We start from the raw sequence: 21999 nt of genomic DNA, 5'->3' as shown, positions 1-21999 counted from the left end.
CCGCGGTGCGGCGCGTCCTCATAACATGGTGACGAAAGGGGACAATGGCGAGGGATATTCTTCGGGTGTGATCCGAAGGTGCCGTGCAATGTTTCAAAATATGTGCAACGTCGAGTCCCCGGTGCGCCTTGATGAGCAATGAGCGAAATCGATCCCGAACTGGAGCGCCTCGAAAAAGCCGCGCAGGCCGCTCATGGGAGGTACCTGCGCCTCGAGAGCTTTCATGACGTGCAGGTCGTGGAGGCGGCGCGCGCGCTTTGGCAGTCAGCGGTTGCCGCCCTCGACGCTTGTCGCGCGAGGAAAGAACGCCGATCCTGAGCTTGCATGAGGCTGGCCGGTCGTGCCCGGCAGGTCAGACGTGCGACAGTGGAATTTGGTTCACCGGCTCCGGCCGGCAACGGCGAAGGGACTTCCCATGGCACGTATTCCCAGACCGCCGAACGAGGCGCCTCGCGAGCCGCCGCCCGGATCGAGGCCGACGCCTACTCCTCCGATGCCGCCGCCGCGCGAGCCGCCTCCTGGTCCTCCGCCTGCATGACCCGATTCCGGGGGCGCACGCAAACGCAGGCTGCGGTCATTTCTCCGAGCGGTATCTTGCGCCTGCCGGTTGCCGCGACTCCACCGGTTTTGGTCTGGCCTCCGCGCCGATGAAAGCACAGACTCGGGGACCGTTTGCGAGTAGGGTCGCGATCTATCGTGGCGCATGAGGATCCTCTCCTGCGATACCGGGGCAAGAGTGCAGGCCATGTTGCATCTCGTCCAGACTCCGCCGGGCACGAGGGCCGAGACGTTGCCCGGCGAGCGTGCTGGCATCGAGGCGGCGCGCCTCGCGGCAATAGAGCAGTATGGCATACTCGACACCGCGCCTGAGCCCGCCTTCGACCGCATCACCGCCCTGGCCGCCGACATCTTCAGTACGCCGATCGCGATCCTGGGTTTCATCGGTGCCGGGCACGTGTTCTTCAAATCGCATCATGGGCTCGACGCGACACAGGCCAACCGCGGGGATGATCCTGCGGCGCCGGTCATGATGCCCTGGCTGCGAGCCGAGTTCACGAACGGCTTTCATGCCAGCGTCCCGTTGCACGATCCCGACGGGTACGAACTCGGCACGCTGTGCGTCATCGACCGGCGATCGCGCCAGGTCGACGAGCAGCAGATCCGCCGGCTGCGCGTGCTGGGCGGCATCGCAACCGACTTACTGGCCATGCGGCTTGCGGCGCGGCGCGCGCTGGCCCAGGCCGAGATCACGTCCAGCGAGGTCGACCACCGCGCGATGAACAGCCTGCAGTTCGTGGCGAGCCTGCTGCAGCTGCAGAGCCGGGCGTCGGGATCGTCCGAGGTGACGCAGCAATTGCGTGCTGCCGCCAACCGGGTGCTGTCGGTGGCGCGTGTGCATCGGACCTTCTCGACCCAGGAAACCGCCGGTCGCGTGCCGATCGCGGCCCATCTCCGGAGGCTCTGCGAGGAGCTGTCGACCAGCATCGGCGGCGAGATCAGGCTCGAGGGCGCCGACGAGTTCGACGTCCCGAAGGAGCAGGTGCTGCCGATCGGCCTGATCGTCAACGAACTGGTCACCAACGCGCGCAAGCATGCCGGCGATCCGATCACGATCACGTTCCACCGGCTGGCCGGAAGCGAGTGCGAACTCTGCGTTCTCGACGAGGGTCCGGGCCTGTCCGGGGGCTTCGACGTCGCGGCGACGGCAGGTCTGGGCCTCGGCATGAAGGTCGTGCACGCCCTGGCGGCCCAGCTGCTCGGCAAGTTCACGGCGCATCCCAATCCAGTGGGCCGCGGCTCGTGCTTCAAGGTCGTCTTCCCGGTCGCTTGACGAAGGTCCACTTGCTTACCCTCAGGATTCGCCACCGCACCACCTACCTCTACCACGCGCCCGTCCGCCTGGGGCCGCACCGGCTGATGCTGCGGCCGCGCGAGAGCCGCGAGCTGCGGCTGGTGTCGCACGAGGTCACGGTGACGCCGGCGGCCACCGTGACCTGGGCGCACGACGTGTTCGGCAATGCCGTGGCGACGGCGGGTTTCGAGGGGCTCACCGACCGGCTGGTGGTCGACAGCGAAGCGGTGCTCACGCTGGGCGTCGATCCGTGGCCGGTGTTCGACATCGCCGCCGTCGCGACGCGCTATCCCTTCGCCTACACCGATGCCGACTGGACGGATCTCGGCGCGCTGGTGGTGCCGCAGTATCTCGACCCCGAGCGCAAGCTGCTGGCCTGGGCGAAAGGGTTCGTTCGCAGCGATCCGACGGACACACTGTCTCTGTTGAAGGACCTCAGCTCCGGCGTCGCCCAGCAGATCCGCTACCAGAGCCGCGAGAGCGAAGGGACGCAGGCGCCGCTCGAGACGCTGGCGCGCGGGCTGGGCTCGTGCCGCGACCTGGCGGTGCTGTTCGTCGAGGCGGCACGCTGCCTGCGCTTCGGCGCAAGGCTCTGCTCGGGCTATCTCTTCAGGCCGGATCGGGCGACGGGAAACTACGAAGCCGATTCCACGCATGCCTGGGCCGAGGTCTATGTGCCGGGCGCCGGCTGGATCACCTTCGACCCGACCAACCGCAGCGTCGGCGGGGCCAACCTGATTCCGGTCGCCGTGGCGCGCGAGATCTGGCAGGTGACGCCGGTCTCGGGCGACTTCATCGGCGCCAGCGACGCCTATCGCGGCCTCTGGGTCGACCTCAACGTGACGCCGCTCTGATCAGGAGGCCTTGCGCGCCTTCTCGCCGATGACGATGCGGATGGCGGCGTCGGTCGGGCTGGGGGTCTGCGGCCCGTTGAGCGTGCCGCGGAACCGGCCCCAGTTCGCCGGCCAGTCGCCTTTGCTGGCGTTGAAGCCGGCCGCGCCCAGCGCGTCCACGAGGGCGGCGGCCGCTTCGTGCGTCGCCGGATCGCTGCCGTCCCGGACCAGCACGACGACGCCATAGATGCCGGCCACGCCGCCCCAGGTCCAGGTCTGCGGTGCCCAACCTGCCTTGCCGAGATCGTCGGAAATCGTCGCGCCGATGGCGGGCGCGTCGGTGATCTGGCCCAGCAGGAAGATCGCGGCCGGCGTACCGGCATATCTCTGCAGGCTCGCCACGAACGGCGAGGGCGGCGGGGCCGGCGCCGCGACGGCCGGCGGTGCCGCTTCCGCAGGCGTCTCCCGGGCCGGCTCCGGGGTGCGCGTGGTCGCGTCCTTGACCAGCTTCCCCAGGTCGGCGAGGCGCCGCCGGATTTCGGCCGCATCGAACAGCGGCGGTCGTGCGCTTTCCGACGCCGTCCTGTTCTCGACCGGCGCCTGGGCCGCTCGCTCGGTCGCCTCGCGGGCCGCCCGCTCGAGCGCGATGCTCCGCTCGCGCGCCTTCTCCGCTTCCTGCGCCAGCGCCGTCGCCTGGTCCCGCGCGATCGAGACCTCCCGCTCGAGCTTTGCCGTGCGATCCCGCTCGGTGGCGATGGCCCGTTCGAGCGCCGCCGCCTGCTCGCGCGCCGCCGAGGCCTCCCGCTCACGCTGTGCGGCCTCGCTTTCCAGGCCCTTGTAGCGATCGAGGGCCGCCTGCTCATGGGCGCGAACGGCGGCGCTGTAGCGGAACGACAGGAAGGTCGTGATGCCCAGCGCCGACACGGCCAGGAGGGTGGCGACAAGGCTCGCGATCATGGCCTTGTCCATGATCGAGGCCCATCCCCGAAGCTGTTCGATGTCCATGTTCACCGGCTTGTTGGAGCGCATGCCATGCCCGTGCCCTCCGCGCACCCGATTAACAATCGGCAAATCGCCGCCCGGCGGTGAATTGTCGTGACAAATCGGAGGCGTGGTCCGCGCCGAGGCATCGGGTGACCAATGAGCTCCGGTACGGGAGCGGATCGCAGTGAAGCGCGGAGTCGGGGCGTTGAAGGGCACAGTCGTTACCACCGCGCAAGCCGTCAGCTAGCGGGGCGATGCGCCATATCGATCAACGCCTTGAACGCGGCCGAAGGATTGCGCCTGTTGGGATAGTAGAGACAGAGCGGTGCCATTGGCGGCGTCCAGTCCTCCAGGACCCGAGCGAGACGCCCCGCCTCGATGTCCTCGCGCACATCGGACTCCATGAAGTAGCCGATGCCGACATGGTCGAGCACCGCGATGCGCGAGAGGCTGGCCTCGTCCAGACTGATGGGTCCTTGAACGTCGATCTGGACGGGCTGACCGTTCTTTTCGAATTGCCAGCGATGCAGTGCGCCATTCGGCAACCGGATGCGGAGGCATGAGTGGCGTAGCAGGTCGGGGGGCACGCGGGGCTTGCCGTTGGCCTTGAAATATTCGGGCGATGCGACCACGGCAAAGCGACGGGGAGGACCGACGGGAATGGCAATCATGTCGCTCGGCACCAGGTCGGCGCTCCTCAGGCCAAGATCGAATCCTTCGGCAACGATGTCCACGATCCGGCCCTCGGTGACGAGATCGATGTGAACTTGCGGATAGCGCCGCAAGAACTTCAGGAGGAGCGGACGAAGCACCTCCCGCGCGCCTGTCGCGAATGCGTTGATCCGAAGGGTCCCGGATGGGGTTTCCTGCTGCGAGCGGGCAGCGCCCATCGCCTCGTGCAGGGTGCGTACCGCCGGCCCCACTTGATCGACGAAATTTCGTCCGGCGTCCGTCAGGGAAACACTGCGCGTGGTGCGATTGAACAGCCGGACGCCGAGTTGTCGCTCCAGCTTGCCGATCACGTTGCTCAGTGCGGTGGTCGACAGACCGAGTTCCAGCGCCGCTGCCCGGAACGACCCGCGCCGCGCAATGGCGAGAACAGCATCAAACTCCATCAGGCCGTGTTTCGGCATTGTCCTACTTTTCGCAACGCTGCATGCCAGATTGACCCGATTATCGTGAGTGATTCCTTCCCCTAGATCAATCTCGTCACTTGAGGGAGCCGAACGATGTCGATCGAACTACCCAAACCCATAGCCGACTATGTCGAGGCCAACGCACGACTCGATGTCGACGGCATGCTGAAGCCTTTCGCCGCCGATGCGGTCATCGTGGACAATGGAAAGCGCTACCAGGGCCACGCCGAGCTCCGGACCTTGTTCGAAGACGAGGTGATTGCGGTCAAGGCCATCTTCACGCCGGACACTGTTCGCCACGAGAACGGTCAGGTCGTGGCCGAAGGCCTCGCCCATGGCGACTTCAAGGGCAGCCCCATCCGCTTCACCTATCGCTTCACGCTCCAGCACGACGCGATCAAAGCCCTGGAGATCACGATATGACCATCAAAGCTGATCCGACCGAGTTCGCGGGAAAGCGTGTGCTCGTCAGCGGCGGCACCAAGGGTCTGGGCCGCGCCACCGTCGACCGCTTCCTGGCCGGTGGCGCCCGGGTGATCACCGCCGCCCGGGGACACGCTGAGCCCATCGACGGCGTCGAGTTCGTGCAAGCGGACCTGACGACGGCCGAGGGAGGGGAAATCCTGGCCAACGCCGCGCTTGGGCATATGGGTGGCGTCGACATCCTGGCCCATGTGATTGGCGGCTCGTCCTCTCCGGGCGGCGGCTTTGTTGCCCTGACAGACGATCACTGGCTCGCCGAGCTGAACCTGAACCTTCTCGCCACGGTCCGCCTTGATCGGCTTCTCATCCCGCAAATGATCGAACGGGGCGCCGGCACGGTGGTGCACGTCACCTCGATCCAGTCGGTCCTGCCTCTTCCCGAGGCGACCACCGCCTACGCCAGCGCCAAGGCCGCGCTCAGAACCTACAGCAAGTCGATCTCGAAGGAACTCGGGCCGAAGGGCGTGCGCGTCAACACCGTGTCCCCCGGCTGGATCATGACCGAGTCGTCCGTCGACCTGTTGGAGCGTCTGCAGGCGGCCAATGGCGGAACGGTCGAGGAGGCGAGGCAAGTCGTCCTCGACAGCCTGGGCGGCATTCCGATGGGGCGCGCCGCCGAGCCCTATGAGGTCGCGGACCTCATCGCCTACCTGGCCTCCGATCGCGCCGCCGCCATCCACGGCGCCGAGTTCGTCATCGATGGCGGCACCATTCGAACGGTCTGAAGACGGCCTGCAAGGGCATTGTTTCATCCCGCCGACGTTGTCGCCTGGTCTATGCTCCCGGCTCCGCGGGAGGAAAAAGCATGAAAATCGCCAGGATCGAGGATCTGCATTGCGACGCCGGCTGGCGCGACTTTTCATTTCTCAAGGTCACGACCGACGACGGGCTGGTCGGCTGGTCCGAATACAACGAAGGCTATGGCAGCGCCGGCCTCACCGCCGTGATCCGGCGCATGGCGCAGGGGCTGATCGGCCAGGATCCGCGGCCCATCGAGCGCATCATGTCGACGCTCTATGCCGTCACCCGCCAGGCGCCGGGCGGCATCAACCAGCAGGCGATGGCCGCCATCGAGAACGCCCTGATCGACGTCAAGGCCAAGGCGCTGGGCATCCCGGTCTGCGAGCTGTTCGGTGGGCCGGTGCGCGACCGCCTGCCGCTCTACTGGTCGCATTGCGGCAGCTACCGCTTCCGCAATGCCGAGGTGATGGGTGTCGAGCCGGTGCGCTCGCTCGACGACCTGGTGACGCTCGGCCGACATGTGAAGGAGCGCGGCTTCAAGGCGCTGAAGACCAACATCTTCCGCTTCGATCTCGATCCGCCGAACATGTACCAGCCGGGCTTCGGCCGCAGCCCCGGCGGGCCGGAGCTGAATGCCGACGGCGCCGTGCTGGGCGCGATCTCCGACGGGCTGGCAGCCTTCCGCCAGGGCGCGGGCCACGAGATGGGCATCCTTCTCGACACCAACTTCAACTTCAAGACCGAGGGCTACATCAAGGTGGCGCGCGCCTGCGAGCCCTACAACCTCTTCTGGATGGAGATCGATTCCTACGATCCCGAGGGGCTGCGGCTGATCCGCGACCGTGCGTCGATGCCGATCGCGTCGTGCGAATCGCTGTTCGGCCGCCGCCAGTTCCGGCCCTACTTCGAGAACCGCTCGATCGACGTGTCGATCATCGACGTGCCGTGGAACGGGCTGGCCGAGTCGCTCAAGATCGCGGCGATGGCCGAGGCCTACGAGATCAACTGCGCGCCGCACAATTTCTACGGCCACATGTCGACTCTGATGAGCGCGCATCTCTGCGCTGCCATGCCGAACTTCCGCATCATGGAAATCGATATCGACGACGTGCCGTGGAAGGACGATCTGGTGACTCACCCGCCGGTGATCCAGAATGGCGAACTGATCGTGCCCACCCGGCCCGGCTGGGGCGCCGACATCAACGAGGAGGCGGTCAAGGCGCATCCGCCGAAGAACCCGCATCCCTGAGAGGACTCAAAACATGGTCTACGAGTTTCGCACCTATACGCTCGCGCCCGGCAAGATGCCGGAATATCTCAAGGCCGCCGAGACGATCGGCCGGCCGGCGCGCGGCAACAATTACGGTGTCAACCACGGCTACTGGACGTCGGAGTTCGGCGCCCTGAACCAGATCTGGCACCTGTGGAAGTACGACAGCTACGAGGAGCGCACGCGCCTGCGCACCGAGCTGCAGAAGAACAAGGACTGGACCGAGAAGTACCTGCCGATCGTGCGCACCTGCGTGGTGCGGCAGGATCTGCGCCTGATGAACGCGGTGGTCGACATCCGGCCGGACGACGGCACGACCGGCAACGTCTACGAGCTGCGCATCTACCGCTGCGGCCTCGGCGGCGCGGTGCAGTACGGCAAGGACTTCAAGGAGGTCCAGGCGGCGCGCGAGAAGTACTCGCCGATCTGGGGCGCCTGGACCGGCGAGTTCCCGCAGCCCAACGAGTGGATCCATCTCTGGCGCTACAAGAACCTGCAGGAGCGCTTCGAGGCCCGCGCCGCGGCGATGAAGGATCCGGCGTGGCAGGCCTATCTCGCCAAGGGCCCGGCGAAGCTGCAGGAGATGCATTCGACGCTGCTGCTGCCGACCAACTATTCGCCGCTCAAGTAGCAACCTCTTCTTTGTCATCCTGAGCGCAGCGAAGGATCCTTCGCCTGGGGCTCAGGATGACAACTTTTTTGTATCCAAGAGTAGCCGCATGGACACGTTCGACGACAGCCTCGCCTTCGTGAAGTTCGGTGTTGGTCAGCCGGTGACGCGCAAGGAGGATCCGACCCTCCTGCGCGGCGAGGGCCGCTACACCGACGACATCAACCTTCCGGGCCAGGCCCATGCGGTGATGGTGCGCAGCCGCAACGCGCACGGCGTGCTGAAGGGCATCGACACGTCCGAAGCCGAGGCCATGCCGGGCGTGCTGGCGATCCTGACGGCCGCCGATCTCGACGAGGCGGGCTTCGGCCCGCTGGTGTGTCCGCTCAACCTCCCGCAGCGGGACGGCACGCCGATGAAGCGGCCGCCGCGCTGGTCGCTGGCGAAGGGCAAGGTGCGTTTCGTCGGTGAAGTGGTGGCCATGGTCGTTGCGGAGACGGCGGTCCAGTCGAAGGACGCCGCGGAAGCCGTGATGCTCGACATCGAGGAACTGCCGGCCGTAACCACCCCCGAGGCGGCACTGGCCGAAGGGGCGCCGCAGATCCATGCCGAGGCGCCGGGCAATCTCGTTCTGGATTTCCACTTCGGAGACGCCGAGGCCGTCGCGAAGGCTTTCGCCGAAGCGGCCCACGTCACGAGGCTCGAGATCGATTCCCAGCGCATCGTGGTCAATGCCATGGAACCGCGCTCGGCGATCGGGTCCTACGACACGGCGAAGGACCGCTGGGTGCTGAACGTCGGCTGCCAGGGCGTGTTCGGCCTGCGCGGCGGCCTGGCCAACGACGTGCTCAAGGTCACGCCCGACAAGCTCCATGTGCTGACCGGCAATGTCGGCGGTTCGTTCGGCATGAAGGCGCCGCCCTATCCGGAATATGGCCCGCTGCTGTTGGCGGCGAAGAAGCTCGGCCGTCCGGTGAAGTGGACCGACGAGCGTTCCGAGAGCTTCCTGTCGGATCATCATGGCCGCGACCACGAGCGCGTTGCCGAACTGGCGCTCGACAAGGACGGCAAGTTTCTCGCGGTGCGGCTCACCGGCTACGGCAATGCCGGCGCCTACATCTATCCGCCGATGCCGGCCACGACCAACGCGGTGAAGAACCTGATCGACGTCTACCGGACACCGGCGATGGAGGTGAATTCCAAGATCGTCTTCACCAACTGCACGCCGGTCGCGGCCTATCGCGGCGCCGGCCGTCCCGAAGGCAACTATTTCATGGAGCGCCTGATCGACACGGCGGCGCGCGAGATGGGCATCGACGCCATCGAGCTGCGGCGGCGCAATCACATCGCGCCGGAGCAGATGCCGTACAAGTCGCCGGCCAACAATCTCTACGATTCCGGCGAATTCCGCGCGATCCTCGACGAGACGCTGCAGCTCTCCGACTGGGAGGGCTTCGCGGCCCGCAAGGAAGAGAGCGCGAAGCGCGGCAAGCTGCGCGGCCGCGGCGTCGGCAGCTATCTCGAAGTGACCGCGCCGGCCGGCAAGGAGCATGGCGGCATCCGCTTTGAGCCCGACGGCGACGTCACCATGCTGAGCGGCACGCTCGACTACGGCCAGGGCCATGCCTCGGCCTTCGCCCAGGTGCTGACGGGATTGCTCGGCATTCCGTTCGAACGCTTCAAGCTGCTGCAGGGCGACAGCGACCAGCTCAAGGCGGGCGGCGGCACCGGCGGTTCGCGCTCGGCGCTGGTCGGCGCCGAGGCGTTCCTCGAAGCCAGCCGCAAGGTGATCGACCAGGGCAAGCAGATCGCGGCCCATGTACTCGAAGCGTCGGTCTCCGACATGGAATTCGACAAGGGGCGTTTCAAGATCGCCGGCACCGATCGCAGCATCGGCCTGCTCGAACTCGCAAAGAAGCTGCACGACGGGCTGGCGCTGCCACAGGACGTGCCGCAGACGCTCGACGTGGCGCATGTCTCGGACACGCCGCCCTCGTCCTTCCCCAACGGCTGCCATGTCTGCGAGGTCGAGGTCGATCCCGAGACCGGCACGATCGAGCTGGTGCGCTACTTCATGGTCAACGACTTCGGCACGGTCATCAATCCGCTGCTGGTCGAGGGCCAGGCGCATGGCGGCGTGGTGCAGGGGCTCGGCCAGGCGATCATGGAGCGCACCGTCTACGACGAGCAGGGCCAGCTTCTGACCGGCAGCTTCACCGACTACGCCCTGCCGCGGGCGCAGGACGCGCCGAGCTTCACGATCCAGAGCCATCCCGTGCCCGCGAAGACCAACACGCTGGGTGTGAAGGGCTGCGGCGAGGCGGGCTGCGCCGGCGCGCTGCCCTCGATCATGAACGCCATCGTCGATGCGCTGGGCGGCAAGCACATCGACATGCCGGCCACGCCGGAGAAGGTCTGGCGGGCGCTGAACGGCGGGTAGCGACGAAGCCGTTCAGCGGAGCGCGCCACTCCAGTGGCGCTCAAGCTTCGTCGATAAGCAAGGATGAGCGCCACTGGAGTGGCGCGCTCCAATGAGGCGCTTAGGCCTTCTCGACCTCGATCGTCTTCTTCACGGCCGGACGCTCCAGCATGCGGGCGTGGTGGGCTTCGAGCGCCGGGAAATCGCCGGGCTGGCGCTCGAGCTGGTCGCGGAAGCGCCAGTAGACGCGGAACAGGTGGATGTCGGCGATCGAATAGCGATCGCCCAGGATCCACTTGCGGTCGCCCAGGCGCGTGTCGGCCACGGCGTATAGTGCGCGCGCCTCGGCGACGCCCTGCCGGATCGCCGGATGGATCGTCGAGGCGACGTAGGACATCCAGGAGATGGCCTGCGCCTCGGCCTCGATGTCGCCCGCCGGCAGGAGGTTGGCCGCCGGATAGGTGCGGGCGAGATAGTAGAGGATGCCCGCCACTTCGGTGAGCGGGCGGCCGTCGATCATCAGCACCGGAACCTTGCCGACCGGATTCACGGCGAGGAATTCGGACGTGCGCGTTTCCTTGCGCGGCACCGAGACCGCATGCTTTTCGAAGGAGGCACCGACCTCATGGAGGGCGATATGGGCGGCCATGGAGCTTGAGCCAGGCGAGTAGTAGAGGGTGAGCATATGAAAGCCCTACCACACATGTGATTGTCTGGCTTCTGCAACGACAATTTGCACTCTCTTCGGAAGTCGCAACCTGCGAGTTTCACCAGCGTTTGGTAGCTGACGGAGCCTGTTGGGTTGTTGTCATGGCGTTGCTTCCTGTTCTCGTCTTTCTGTTCACAGTCGCGATCGCCGGGCCGGCCACGGCCCGCGAGTTGCGGGTGTCGGATACCTTTCCCGACGATCATCCGACTGTCCGCGCCCTGGCGTTCATGGGCGAGGCCGTTCGAACCCGGACGAGCGGCCGCCTGACCCTCTCCCGACGCAGCGAGAGCGGGCAGGAGTCCGACGGCTTCATCATCGGTCAGGTCCGCAATGGCTCACTCGACATGGCACGGGTCAACCTGAGCGCGCTGAACGCATCGGTGCCGCCGTCGGTGCTGCTGACCCTTCCATTCGTGTTCAGGTCCGTGACCCACATGCGCCGCACGGTCGACGGCCCGCTTGGCGACGATATTCTCGCCGCCCTGGAACGCCAAGGGCTGATCGGCTTGTGCTTCTACGATGGGCCTTCCCGTTCGTTCTACAGCCGGTCGAGCCAGATCCGCAGCGCGGCCGACCTCAAGGGGTTGAAGGTGCGAGTCCAGATCGCCGACAGCTGGGCCATCCTGCTGCGGGCGCTCGGTGCGGAACCGGTGACGCTTCCCATGGCGCAGGTGAAGGCGGCGCTGCAGACCGGCGTGATCGACGCGGCGGATGGCGATTGGGCGAGCTACGTGACGGAGGGCCATCATGTCGTGGCGCCGTTCTACAGCCTGACGCAGCATTCCCAACCGCCTTCCGTGCTCATCGTTTCGCAACGCACCTGGCGAACGCTGTCGGCCGCGGATCAGAAACTGCTGCGCGAAGCCGCCCGCGAATCGGTGAGCCACATGCGCGCCCTGCTCGACGACTACGAAGCGGCCGCCCGCCGGCGTGCCGAAGCGGCAGGAGTCCGGGTCGAGGAGGATGTCGACCGGCAATCGTTCGTCGATGCGATGGTGCCGCTTTATCCCACGGTGGTGGAGGAGGTGCATCTGCAGGCCCTGGTGACCCGCCTGCAGGAGGAGCAATGATCTCGCGATTGCGGCGACACTCCGCTAATCTCGGTTCATGATCACCCTCCTGCTATCGTCCCACGCGCAGCGTACCTGGGGCGAGCGCATCGCGGCCGCCGTGCCGCCCGGCACGCTGTCCTTCCTGACCGCCGAGGAGGCGCTGGCGGCCGACGGTCCCAGCGCCGCCGACATCGCCTTCATGACCCGCGAAGTGACGGGAAAGTCCGGTCCCGCCAGTCCGACACCCGAACTGCAGGGCTTCGATGCGGTGGTGCTCAAGTCACCGAACCTAAAATGGCTGCAGATCCATCCGGCCGGCGCCGAGCGCCCGATCTATCGCGAACTGCGCGCGCGGGGCGTCAAGGTGACGACCGCCTCGGGCGCCACGGCGATCACCGTGGCACACAGCACGCTCGGCGCCGTGATCGCGATCAACCGCCGCTTCCCGCTGCTCGCGGATGCGCAGCGCCGCCATGCCTGGGAGCCGCGCCTGGGCGAGCGCTCGCCGCGCGACCTTGCGGGCCAGTGTGCGGTGATCGTCGGCATGGGCCCGATCGGCCGCAACATCGCCTCGCTGCTCAAGATGCTGGGCATGCGCTCGATCGGTGTGCGCCGGACCGCCGAACCGGTGGAGCCGTGCGAGAGGGTCGTCGCCTACGAGCAGTTGCACGAGGTGCTGCCGCAGGCCGACTGGCTGATCCTCTGTTGTCCGGTCTCGCCGGTGACGCGCGGCATCGCCAATGCCGCAGCCTTCGCCGCGATGCCCGAGGGGGCGCATCTGATCAATGTCGCGCGCGGCGAGATCGCGTTGGAGAAGGACATCATCGCCGCGCTGCAGAGCGGCAAGCTGGCGGGCGCCTATCTCGACGTGTTCGAGCGCGAGCCGCTCGATCCGGCGTCGCCGTTGTGGGATCTGCCCAACGTGCTGGTGTCTCCGCACACCGCCAGCCATACGCTCGGCCAGAACGAGGCGATCTTCGGCATCTTCCTCGACAATCTGGCGCGCTTCCGCGCCGGTCAGGCGCTGCGCAACGACGTCGACAATCTCGGCTGAAGCGCCTGCTCCACGGCGCGGCGATCGAGCCGCGCCCGCAGGCCGATCACGACCAGCCTGCCCGGTTTCGCATCGGCAGGGGCCGCATCGATTTCGAAGCGCCGGCCGACGACGTGCAGCGCGACCTCGCCCAATATGCCCTTGGCGCGCAGGACGCCCGTGCCCGGTGCGCTCAGGCGGCGGCCGAGTTCGGCGACGTCGATGTCTTCAGGGACGTCCAGTTCGAGCGATGCGTAGAGCGAAGCCGCGTCGGGTGCGCCCGGCGTGGTGAGTGTCGCCGACAGACGGGGCAGGGCGCCGTCGCGCAATCCCAGCAGCAGGTCGGGCGCGATTTCCGCCCGCGTCGCCGGCAGGATCCGCGCCGCAGGATTTTCCGTGGCGAGCCAGGCGAGGGTCTGCTGAAGCGAGGCACCGTCCACGAGATCGCAGCGATTGGCGACGACGAGATCGGCGGCGCCGAGCTGGCGCGTGATCGTGTCGCCGAGATAGGCGTCTTCGGCCATCGTCCGCACCGTCTCGACATCGACCATCACGACGATGCCGTCGATGCGATAGGGCAGAAGGAGCGTGACGGCGCTGGCCACCATGCCCGGCAGCGCGACGCCGCTGGTCTCGATGACGACGCGCTCGATGTCCGGTTGCCGCTCGGGCAGGGCCATCAGCACGTCCATCAGGTCCGAGCCATAGCTGCAGCAGATGCAGCCGCCGGAGATCTCCAGCGTATCGCCGGCCGACGACACGATCAGGTCGCGGTCGATCGGCGTTGCGCCGAAGTCGTTGACCAGGACCGCGAGCCGCTGGCCGTCCGCGGCGCGCAGCAGGCGATTGACCAGGGTCGTCTTGCCGGCACCGAGGTAGCCGCCGATCACCGTGACCGGCAGCCGTCCGCCCGGTCGCGTCTCGCTCACGCCCCGTTGGCGGGGAAGAGACGGCCGCCCTGGACGGTGCCCCAGATGCGCACGTCCTTGAGCTTCTCCGGCGCGATCTCCAGCGGATCGTCCTCCAGCACCGCGAAGTCGGCGCGCTTGCCGCATTCGATCGAGCCGACCTCGCCGTCGAGCTTCAACGTCCAGGCGGCGCCCAGGGTGATCGTGCGCAGCGCATCGGCCACCGAGATGCACTCGGTCGTGCCCAGAACGCGGCCACTGGCGGTGCGGCGGTTGACGGCGCCCCAGGCGGTGAAGAGCGGGCCGAGCGGCGTCACCGGCGCGTCCGAATGGATGGCGAGCGGCACGCCGCTGGCCAGCGCCGTGGCGCAGGCGTTCATGCGCATCGCCCGCTCCGGTCCGACCGTCGTCTCGCAATGCTGGTCGCCCCAGTAGAAGTGGTGGTTGGGAAACAGGTTGGCGCACATGCCGAGCCGCGCCATGCGCCGGAACTGGGCGGCATCGGCCAGCTGGCAATGCTGCAGGGTGAAGCGGTGGTCGCGCGCCGGCTGGTCGAGCAGGGCGCCCTCCAGGCAATCCAGCGCCATCTCCGTCGCCTGGTCGCCGTTGGTGTGGCTGTGCACCAGCACGCCCTTCTGCAGTGCCAGTCTGTAGAGACCGCTGATCGCCTCGGGCGGCGTGTACCACAGGCCGTTGGGCGCGCCGTTGTAGTAGCCGGGCCAGCGCAGCCGTGCCGAGAAACCCTGGATCGAGCCGTCGACGAACAGCTTGATGGCGCCCAGCCGCAACCGGTCCGTCGATTTCGCCTTGAGCTTCACGGCCATGTCGACGACCTGCTCCGGCGTCAGCGCCTGGAAGCGGCGGAACGACACGATGCGCACCGGGAAGCCCGCTTCGCCGGTGACGCGGGCCATCATCGATACCGCATCGTCCGGCAGCAGGTTCGCGAGATCGGTCGCGGTCGTGACGCCCTGGCGAACGCAAAGCCTTGCGAAGCGCCGCAGGCCGGCCTCGTCGTTGGCCAGCGCCTCGCGGTCGAAGCCGACATGGGCGCCGACGATCGTCATCGCCTCGGGCCCCTTCAGCTCGCCCGTGGGCAGACCGTCGTCACCGAGGGGGATGCCCGGATGGTTGACTCCCTGGCGCAGCAGGCCGGCCAGTTCCAGCGCCCGGCTGTTCACGTTGAAGATGTGGCCGCTCGCATGCATCACGCCGACGGCGCGGGTCGTCGACACGCGATCGAAGTCGGCGCGCACGACGCGGCGGTCGCCATAGTAGATCGGATCGAGTCCCCAGCCGGCGAGCGCCTCGGTCGGCGTGGCGAGCTTGCGCTCCGCCTCCTGCAGGCGCGCCACCACGTCCTCGATGGACTCGGCGCCGGGCCACACCTTGCCTTCGGGATCCATGCGGTCGAAGCGGCCGAGATAGGTGTAGCGCCAGAAGGTGCCTTCGGCGGCGTGGCTGTGGCCCTCGACGAAGCCTGGCATCAGCACCTTGTCGGCGAAGCTGTCGTCGAGCGTGTAGGCGCCCCAGCCGGCCAGCTCCTCGAGCGGCCCGGCGCCCAGGATGCGGCCCTCGCGGACCGCCACATGCGTGGCCTCCGGACGGGCGGGGTTCATGGTGAGGATGCGGCGGGCGCGGAAGATCGTGATCGGGCTCGATGTCATGTTGCAGACACTATCGGTCGCGAGGCCGCGAAGACAATCGGCATCACAAAGAAAGACGGCGGTGTCAGGGACACCGCCGCCGGTCGATTATTAATTATCGCACCGTATTGCGCGGCACGTCCCTGAAGGGCTTGGTCGTGTCGATGCTCGGCTCCTTGGGCATCTTGAGGACGCGCTCGGAGATGATGTTGCGCTGGATCTCGTCGGTGCCGCCGGCGATCGACGTCGCCGGAACCGATACCAGGATTTCCGCGATGACGCCGTTCATCGGGCTGTCGGAGCCGGACAGCAGCGCATCGGCCCCGGAGAGCTGGGTGTGCACGCGCGCGGCGGCGCGGGCGACATGGCTGGAGACCAGCTTGCCGAGCGAGCCTTCGGGACCCTGCGGCTTGCCCTGCTGGGCGGCGGCGCGGGCGCGGCGCGCCGTCCATTCAGCGGCCTTGGACATGACCAGCAGCCTGGCGATCTCCTGGCGCACCACGGGATCGTCGAAGCGGCCGGTCTCTTTCGCCCGCTGCAGGATCAGATCGACCCGGCCCGCGCGCTGCGGATACCATTTGTAGGGCTCCATCGTCGTGGCGATCTCGGCCCGCTCCTCGTCGTAGATGCGGCCCTTGCGGTCCGAACCCATCGCCCAGGTGCGCAAGCCATCGGCGCCGCGGCGCTCGTGCATCAGGGTCGTGGTCGTGACGGCCCAGCCGTCGCCCACGTTGGCGACCAGGAACTCCGGCTCGACCACAGCGTCGGTCATGAACACCTGGTTGAACGAGGCATGGCCGTTCATCTGCTTCAGCGGCTGCACGTTCACGCCGGGCTGGTGCATGTCGAGGATGAAGTAGGAGAGACCCTTGTGCTTGGTCTTGTCCCAGTCGGTGCGGGCCAGCAGCAGGCCCCAATGAGCGTGATGCGCCGAGGTCGTCCAGACCTTCTGGCCGTTCACGACCCACTTGTTGCCCTGCATCTCGGCGCGGGTGACGGCGCCCGCCACGTCGGAGCCGGAGCCCGGCTCGCTGAACAGCTGGCACCATGTATCCTCGCCGGTGAGGATGCGGCGCAGGAACTTCTCCTTATGCAGGTCGCTGCCGTGCTCCAGGATGGTCGCGGCCGCAAGCGTGCGGATGCCGGCCTTGGCGACGCCGATTGCGCCGATCCTCTGGAATTCCTCGTCGACGACAGCCTGGAACGCCTGCGGCAGGTCGCGGCCGTACCATTGCTTGGGCCAGGTGGGCACACCCCAGCCGGAATCCGCGAGCTTGTTGCGCCATTCGACCAGGCCCAGCTCGGGATTCCAGTTGGCTTCGAGCCAGGCGCGGACTTCGGCGCGCACGGAGTCTTCGGTGAGTTCGCTCATCTTCTTGCTCCTCAGGCGGCCCAGTGCTGCATCATCTGTTCGCGGTGATGGTGGGCATCGCCCAGCAGCACCTCCGAGCTCTTGGCGCGCTTGAACCAGAGATGGGTGTCGTTGTCCCAGGTGAAGCCGATGCCGCCATGGATCTGGATGGCATGGATGCCCGTCTGCAGGGCGGCCTCGCTGGCCGCCGCCTTGGCCAGCGACGCGACCGCGACGATATCCTCGTCACCCTCGTCGAGCGCGGCGGCGGCGTAGTAGGCCGCCGACTTCGCCAGTTCGACGTCGACCAGCATGTCGGCCTGCTTGTGCTTCATCGACTGGAAGGAGGCGATGGGCCGGCCGAACTGCATGCGCATCTGCGCATAGGCCAGCGCATCCTCGCGCAGCCGCTCGGAAACGCCCGCCATCTCGTTCGACAGGCAGACCGTCGCCTCGACCAGGGTGCGGGCAAAGGGGACCGCCGCGGCGCCCGCCGTGCCGAGGAGCGTCGCCTCGACACCCTTGAAATCCAGCCGCGCCAGCTTGCGCGTCGGGTCCATCACCTTGAGGTTCCGCCGCTCCAGCCCCTTGGCATCGCCCTTGACGGTGAACAGCGAGAGGCCCGCATCGCCCGACGTTCCCGCCGCACGCGCCAGCACGACGATGAGGTCGGCGGTGTGACCGTCCAGCACATAGCTCTTGTGGCCGTCGAGCTTCCAGGTGCCGCCCGACGGGGTGGCCGTCATCCTGGTGGCCGCGGCGTCCCAATGCGCGGGATCCTCGACCCAGGCCAGGGTCGCGATCGTGTCGCCCGAGGCGATGCCGGGCAGCAGCGCCTGCTTCTCGGCTTCGGTGCCGGCATTCAGGATGGCGCCGGTCGCCAGGACGGCCGTCGAGAAGAAGGGCGCGCAGAGCAGCGCCCGGCCCATCTCCTCCAGCACGATGCAGAGTTCGCCGAAGCCGAAACCCTGTCCGCCATAAGCCTCCGGGATGCGCACCGCGGTCAGTCCCAGCTCGGCATTGAGCTTGCGCCATGCCGCCGGTTCGAAGCCGGCATCGGTTTCCATCAGGCGCCGCACTTCCTTGGTGGGCGAGCGCTCGGCCAGGAAGCGGCGCAGGCTGGTCCTGAACTCTTCCTGCTCGCTCGAGAAGCTGAACTTCATACACAAATCCTCCCGGTGCCGATTTTAGGCACTGGGCGTGATGACCGGAAGCGCCCCGCGGGCGTCGTGGATTGCAGGGCGAGACGCCGCTGAATTTAGAGTTTCTCCGGGCGGGATTGAATCAGTCGAACGTTCCAACATCGACCTCGCCCTGAGGAGCGAACGCAGTGAGCGTCTCGAAGGGTGGGCACGCGCACCGCGTCTGTTGCCCATCCTTCGAGACGACCACTTCGTGGTCTCCTCAGGATGAGGTTAGTGGGTCAATCCGAGACGGAAAGACCTTGGCAGCGTCACCTCAGACGTTCGACTCAGACGTGCAGCAGGTCGATATGCACGGTCGATGGATTCTGTGCGCCCGAGGCCACGAAACCGAAGCTGGTTTCGCCGTCATGGGCGATCGTTCCGTTGTACGACGCGTTGCTGACGACATAGCCGCTCGCATCGTGCGACACGATGACGGCGTTCCAGATGTCGGTGATCTGGTTGGTCGTGTCGATCCTGACCTGCCAGCCGTTGACCGCGCTCGCCCCGTCATTCTCGAGCGTCACGCTGCCGTTGAAGCCTCCCGACCAGGAATTGACGATCGCGAACATGGCTTCAAGGTCGCCCGACCCCGACGGCGGTGTCGGATCGATGGGCGTCGTCGGCGCCGTGTCGTCGTCGACGATCGTGCCGGTACCGGTGGCGCGCGCGATCGTGGCGCCCACGGCGTTGCTCAGCACGACGCCGAAATGCTCGTTGCCCTCGACGAGCTTGTCCGGCGAGATCTCGATCGTGATCGTCTTGCTCTGCTCGCCGGCCGCGAAGGTGACGTGGCCGTTGCTGGCGATGAAGTCCGATGCGCCGGCCGTGCCGTAGACGGTCTGGTAGTCGACCGTCACCTCGTGCGTGGCGGCCGCCGAGAGGGTGAGGACGAAGCTCGCCGTCGGACCGCTCGGCGTGCCGCCGTCGCCCGGCGCATCCTCGTGGAACTGGTACTCGATGGGCGTCAGGTAGCCCATCTTGGTCTGGTTCACGGTGGTCCAGTTGTCGTTCAGGATGCCGCCGGTGTCGCCCGAGTTGGGATTCCACGACCAGAAGGTCCAGCTCGGTCCCTTCTGCCCCGCGGCGAGATCGGACGTGCCGTCATTGTTGAAGTCGCCGCCCAGGTAGGAGGTGATCGCCTCCAGCCACGGCGCATCCTTCGGGTCGACCAGCTTGGTGCCGAACTCGCCGATCCACACCGGGGCGATGCCTTCCTTGTAGATGTAGCCCCACATCTGGTCGAACTTGGCGGGCAGGTTCGCCGGGAAGTCTGCGCCCTGGAACCACGACTGCTCGTAGACCGAGTTGGGATAGTCGTGCGCCGAATAGACCAGCTTGTTGTCGAGCGCGAGGTCGACCGGCCGGTCGCGCACGCCCATCAGGTTGCCGCCCCACCAGTAGCTCTGGCCGTTGTAGGTGCCGACACCCTCGACGAAGATCAGCCAGTTGGCGTTGACCGTGCCGATGGCGTTGCCGGCGGTTTCGGCCGCCAGCGCCCAGTCCTTGGCGCCACCGCCGCCCCAGGTGCCGTTGTAGGGCTCGTTGTGCAGGTCCGCGCCGATGAGCGCCGGATCGTCGGCGTAGCGTGCCGCCAGCATCTTCCAGTCGTTGATCCAGGCGGCCTGCGTGTACTGGCTGTTGTACCAGAGGCCGTTCTCGGACGTGCCGGCGCCGGCGTTGCTGCGATGATGGTCGAGGATGATCTTGAGCCCGATCTCGCCGGCATAGTCGACGATCTTGTCCATGACCTGCAGCGCCGACAGGCCCTGCAGGTCGGGATTCTTGCTGAAGTCGATGCCGTTGGGTGCCGCGGTCGTGTGCAGCATCTCGCTGGAGAAGGGTAGGCGGATGGTGTTGAAGCCCTGGTCCACCATCTGGTCCATCATGTCCTTGTAGCCGCGCGTCCACAGGCCGTGCGGGGCGAAGGTCGACGATTCGAAGCCGAACCAGTTCACGCCGGCGATCTGCACCGAGTGGCCGGCCGCGTCGACGATCTGGTTGCCCGAGGTGCTGAGCCAGCCGGGCGCCGCGCCGCCGCCGGGATTGCCCTCGTTCACCGAGGCATCCGAGATGCTGAGCGTCGGCTGGCCCGGCGTCGCCACGTCGTCGTTGACGATCGTGCCGATGCCGGTCGCGTCGGCGATGGTGGCGCCGGTCGCGCTCGACAGGACGACGCTGAAGCCCTCGTTGGCCTCGACGACCGCATCGCCGATCGTGGCGATCTGGATGGTCTTCTGTGTTTCGCCGGCGGCGAAGGTGAGCGTGCCGGACTGGGCCACGTAGTCGCTGCCGGCCACCGCCGTACCGTTGGCCGTCACGAAGTTCACGGTCACCGGGCCCGCGGCCGCGGACGACAGGCTCACGGTGAAGGTCGTGTGCCCGGGCGCTGCCGCGCTGCCTTCGCTCGATGAGGCATCGCTGACCGACAGCGAAGGCGGGGGCGCGACGTCGTCGTTGACGATGGTGCCGGTGGCCACGCCGTCGTCGATCGTGGCGCCGGTCGGCTGCGACAGGGTGAGCCTCAGCGTTTCGTTGGCCTCCACCATCGTATCGCCCGTCACCGGCACCAGAACGACCTTCGACGTCTCGCCGGCGGCAAAAGTCAGCGTGCCCGACCGGGCGGCATAGTCCTGGCCCGCCTTGGCGGAGACGTCGCTGGTGGCATAGGCGACGGTGACGGGACCGGACGCCGCGGCGGACAGGGTGACGGTGAAGGCCAGGTTGCTGGTGCCGTTGTTTCCTTCCGTCACCGTGGCGTCGGCGACCGAAATCCGCGCATCGTCGTTCACGATCGTGCCGGTCGCGGCGCTGTTGGCGATCGTGGCGCCGGTCGGCGAAGTGAGGTTGATCTTCAGCGTCTCGTTGCCTTCGATCGCCGTGTCGCCGGCAACCTTGACCTTGATCGTCTTGGAGGTCTCGCCGGGCGCGAAGGTCAGTGTGCCGGTCTGGGCGATGTAATCCTGGCCGGCTTTGGCGGTACCGTCCGCCGTGCCGTAGGTCACAGTAACCGTGCCGGTGGTGGCCTGCGACAGCGTGACGGTGAAGGAGAGGTCGCGGGTCCCGCTGTCGCCTTCCTTCACCGTGGCGTCCGTGATGGCGATCCTGGGAACGACGACGTCGTCGGTGATGATCGTGCCGACCGCCGCGCCGTCGGCGATGGTCGCGCCACTCGGCGACGAGAGGTTGAGAGCCAGCGTCTCGTTGAGTTCGACCGCGGTGTCGCCGTTGACCGTGATGCTGACCGTCTTCTGCGTTTCGCCGGCGGCGAAGCTGAGCGTGCCCGACTTGGCGACGTAATCCTGGCCGGCCGTCGCGCTGCCGTTGGCGGTCGCATAGTTGACCGTCACCGGTCCGGTGGCGGCCTTGGAGAGGCTCACCGTGAAGACCATCTGCTTGGTGCCGCTGTTGCCCTCGACGAGCGACGCGTCGCCGACCGAGATCGCCGGCAGCACCGGTGGCGGCTCCTGGCCGGCGCCGTTCAGCGACAGGCCGGTCGCCGTCGTGCCGCCCGTGGCGCCGGTTGCCGCCTGGAAGCCGAACGTGACGCTGCCGCCGGAGGAGACGTCGGCGTTGTAGGAGGCGTTACGGAGCACATAGTGCGTGCCGACATGGCTGACGATCTCGGCGCCCCAGATGTTGGTGATGGCGAAGCCGGCATCGAACTCGACGGTCCAGCCGTGGACACCGGCGGTGCCGCCCTCGACCGTCATGTTGCCGATGAAGCCCGAACCCCAGTTGTCCCTGACCGCGTACTTCACAGTCGCCATCGCTTCCCTCCGCTCGGT

The 21999-nt window shown here is 67.2% G+C and carries 18 protein-coding genes; 10 read left to right on the top strand and 8 right to left on the bottom strand.

From position 1 onward, the window contains the following. Positions 1 to 138 precede the first annotated feature (138 nt). The 3 genes from EPO41_RS23025 to EPO41_RS23015 all read left to right on the top strand — a co-directional run bounded on the left by EPO41_RS23025 (position 139) and on the right by EPO41_RS23015 (position 2706). Positions 139 to 318 (top strand): hypothetical protein, encoded by a 180-nt coding sequence (locus tag EPO41_RS23025; RefSeq protein WP_296330316.1) that lies wholly within the window; start codon positions 139 to 141, stop codon positions 316 to 318. 427 nt (positions 319 to 745) lie between these two features. Continuing rightward, complete coding sequence (locus EPO41_RS23020; protein WP_296330313.1) at positions 746 to 1831, top strand: sensor histidine kinase; 1086 nt, start codon at positions 746 to 748, stop codon at positions 1829 to 1831. A gap of 11 nt (positions 1832 to 1842) precedes the next feature. Further along, positions 1843 to 2706 carry a transglutaminase family protein gene (locus EPO41_RS23015; protein WP_296330311.1) on the top strand — a complete coding sequence of 288 codons (864 nt, stop codon included), beginning with the start codon at positions 1843 to 1845 and terminating at the stop codon, positions 2704 to 2706. Here EPO41_RS23015 and EPO41_RS23010 read toward each other — a convergent pair whose 3' ends face one another. Together EPO41_RS23010 and EPO41_RS23005 are read right to left on the bottom strand one after the other, a co-directional pair. Beyond that, positions 2707 to 3714 (bottom strand): hypothetical protein, encoded by a 1008-nt coding sequence (locus tag EPO41_RS23010; protein WP_296330306.1) that lies wholly within the window; start codon positions 3712 to 3714, stop codon positions 2707 to 2709. A gap of 194 nt (positions 3715 to 3908) precedes the next feature. Continuing rightward, the gene (locus EPO41_RS23005; protein ID WP_296330303.1) at positions 3909 to 4802 is read right to left on the bottom strand and encodes a LysR family transcriptional regulator; all 894 of its coding nucleotides are present in this window, start codon (positions 4800 to 4802) and stop codon (positions 3909 to 3911) included. 96 nt (positions 4803 to 4898) lie between these two features. Here EPO41_RS23005 and EPO41_RS23000 point away from each other — a divergent pair, with 96 nt between their 5' ends. The 5 genes from EPO41_RS23000 (at position 4899) to EPO41_RS22980 (ending at position 10349) form a co-directional block, all read left to right on the top strand. Then, positions 4899 to 5228, top strand: a complete 330-nt coding sequence (locus EPO41_RS23000; RefSeq protein ID WP_296330300.1) for a nuclear transport factor 2 family protein — start codon at positions 4899 to 4901, stop codon at positions 5226 to 5228. Next, positions 5225 to 6013 (top strand): SDR family oxidoreductase, encoded by a 789-nt coding sequence (locus tag EPO41_RS22995; protein WP_296330297.1) that lies wholly within the window; start codon positions 5225 to 5227, stop codon positions 6011 to 6013. The genes EPO41_RS23000 and EPO41_RS22995 overlap by 4 nt, the downstream gene beginning before the upstream one ends. Before the next feature lie 80 nt (positions 6014 to 6093). Beyond that, complete coding sequence (locus EPO41_RS22990) at positions 6094 to 7278, top strand: mandelate racemase/muconate lactonizing enzyme family protein (protein WP_296330295.1); 1185 nt, start codon at positions 6094 to 6096, stop codon at positions 7276 to 7278. Between the two features lie 13 nt (positions 7279 to 7291). Continuing rightward, entirely contained in the window at positions 7292 to 7930 is a 639-nt protein-coding gene (locus EPO41_RS22985) for an NIPSNAP family protein (RefSeq protein ID WP_295133240.1), read from the top strand. 88 nt (positions 7931 to 8018) lie between these two features. Continuing rightward, positions 8019 to 10349 (top strand): xanthine dehydrogenase family protein molybdopterin-binding subunit, encoded by a 2331-nt coding sequence (locus EPO41_RS22980; protein WP_296330292.1) that lies wholly within the window; start codon positions 8019 to 8021, stop codon positions 10347 to 10349. 100 nt (positions 10350 to 10449) lie between these two features. Here EPO41_RS22980 and EPO41_RS22975 read toward each other — a convergent pair whose 3' ends face one another. After that, positions 10450 to 11013 carry a glutathione S-transferase family protein gene (locus EPO41_RS22975; RefSeq protein WP_296330289.1) on the bottom strand — a complete coding sequence of 188 codons (564 nt, stop codon included), beginning with the start codon at positions 11011 to 11013 and terminating at the stop codon, positions 10450 to 10452. 20 nt (positions 11014 to 11033) lie between these two features. Here EPO41_RS22975 and dctP point away from each other — a divergent pair, with 20 nt between their 5' ends. Continuing rightward, complete coding sequence (gene dctP, locus EPO41_RS22970) at positions 11034 to 12107, top strand: TRAP transporter substrate-binding protein DctP (protein WP_296330285.1); 1074 nt, start codon at positions 11034 to 11036, stop codon at positions 12105 to 12107. A gap of 37 nt (positions 12108 to 12144) precedes the next feature. Further along, on the top strand, positions 12145 to 13143 hold the full coding sequence (locus EPO41_RS22965; RefSeq protein ID WP_296330283.1) for a D-2-hydroxyacid dehydrogenase: 999 nt from the start codon (positions 12145 to 12147) through the stop codon (positions 13141 to 13143). Here EPO41_RS22965 and EPO41_RS22960 read toward each other — a convergent pair. From EPO41_RS22960 to EPO41_RS22940, 5 genes are all read right to left on the bottom strand, one after another. After that, positions 13107 to 14051, bottom strand: a complete 945-nt coding sequence (locus EPO41_RS22960; RefSeq protein ID WP_296330280.1) for a CobW family GTP-binding protein — start codon at positions 14049 to 14051, stop codon at positions 13107 to 13109. The genes EPO41_RS22965 and EPO41_RS22960 overlap by 37 nt on opposite strands. Continuing rightward, the gene (locus EPO41_RS22955) at positions 14048 to 15697 is read right to left on the bottom strand and encodes an amidohydrolase (protein ID WP_296330276.1); all 1650 of its coding nucleotides are present in this window, start codon (positions 15695 to 15697) and stop codon (positions 14048 to 14050) included. The genes EPO41_RS22960 and EPO41_RS22955 overlap by 4 nt, the downstream gene beginning before the upstream one ends. 94 nt (positions 15698 to 15791) lie before the next feature. Further along, complete coding sequence (locus EPO41_RS22950; RefSeq protein ID WP_296330274.1) at positions 15792 to 17048, bottom strand: acyl-CoA dehydrogenase family protein; 1257 nt, start codon at positions 17046 to 17048, stop codon at positions 15792 to 15794. A gap of 11 nt (positions 17049 to 17059) precedes the next feature. Next, positions 17060 to 18190 (bottom strand): acyl-CoA dehydrogenase family protein, encoded by a 1131-nt coding sequence (locus EPO41_RS22945; RefSeq protein WP_296330271.1) that lies wholly within the window; start codon positions 18188 to 18190, stop codon positions 17060 to 17062. A 308-nt stretch (positions 18191 to 18498) separates the two neighbouring features. Next, complete coding sequence (locus EPO41_RS22940; RefSeq protein ID WP_296330268.1) at positions 18499 to 21981, bottom strand: Calx-beta domain-containing protein; 3483 nt, start codon at positions 21979 to 21981, stop codon at positions 18499 to 18501. Between the last annotated feature and the right edge of the window lie 18 nt (positions 21982 to 21999).

Source organism: Reyranella sp. (genome assembly GCF_004297265.1).
In the GTDB taxonomy this organism is placed as follows: Bacteria; Pseudomonadota; Alphaproteobacteria; order Reyranellales; family Reyranellaceae; genus Reyranella.
The sequence above is the reverse complement of the archived record's forward strand: the minus strand, read 5'-3'. Positions and strand labels throughout refer to the sequence as shown.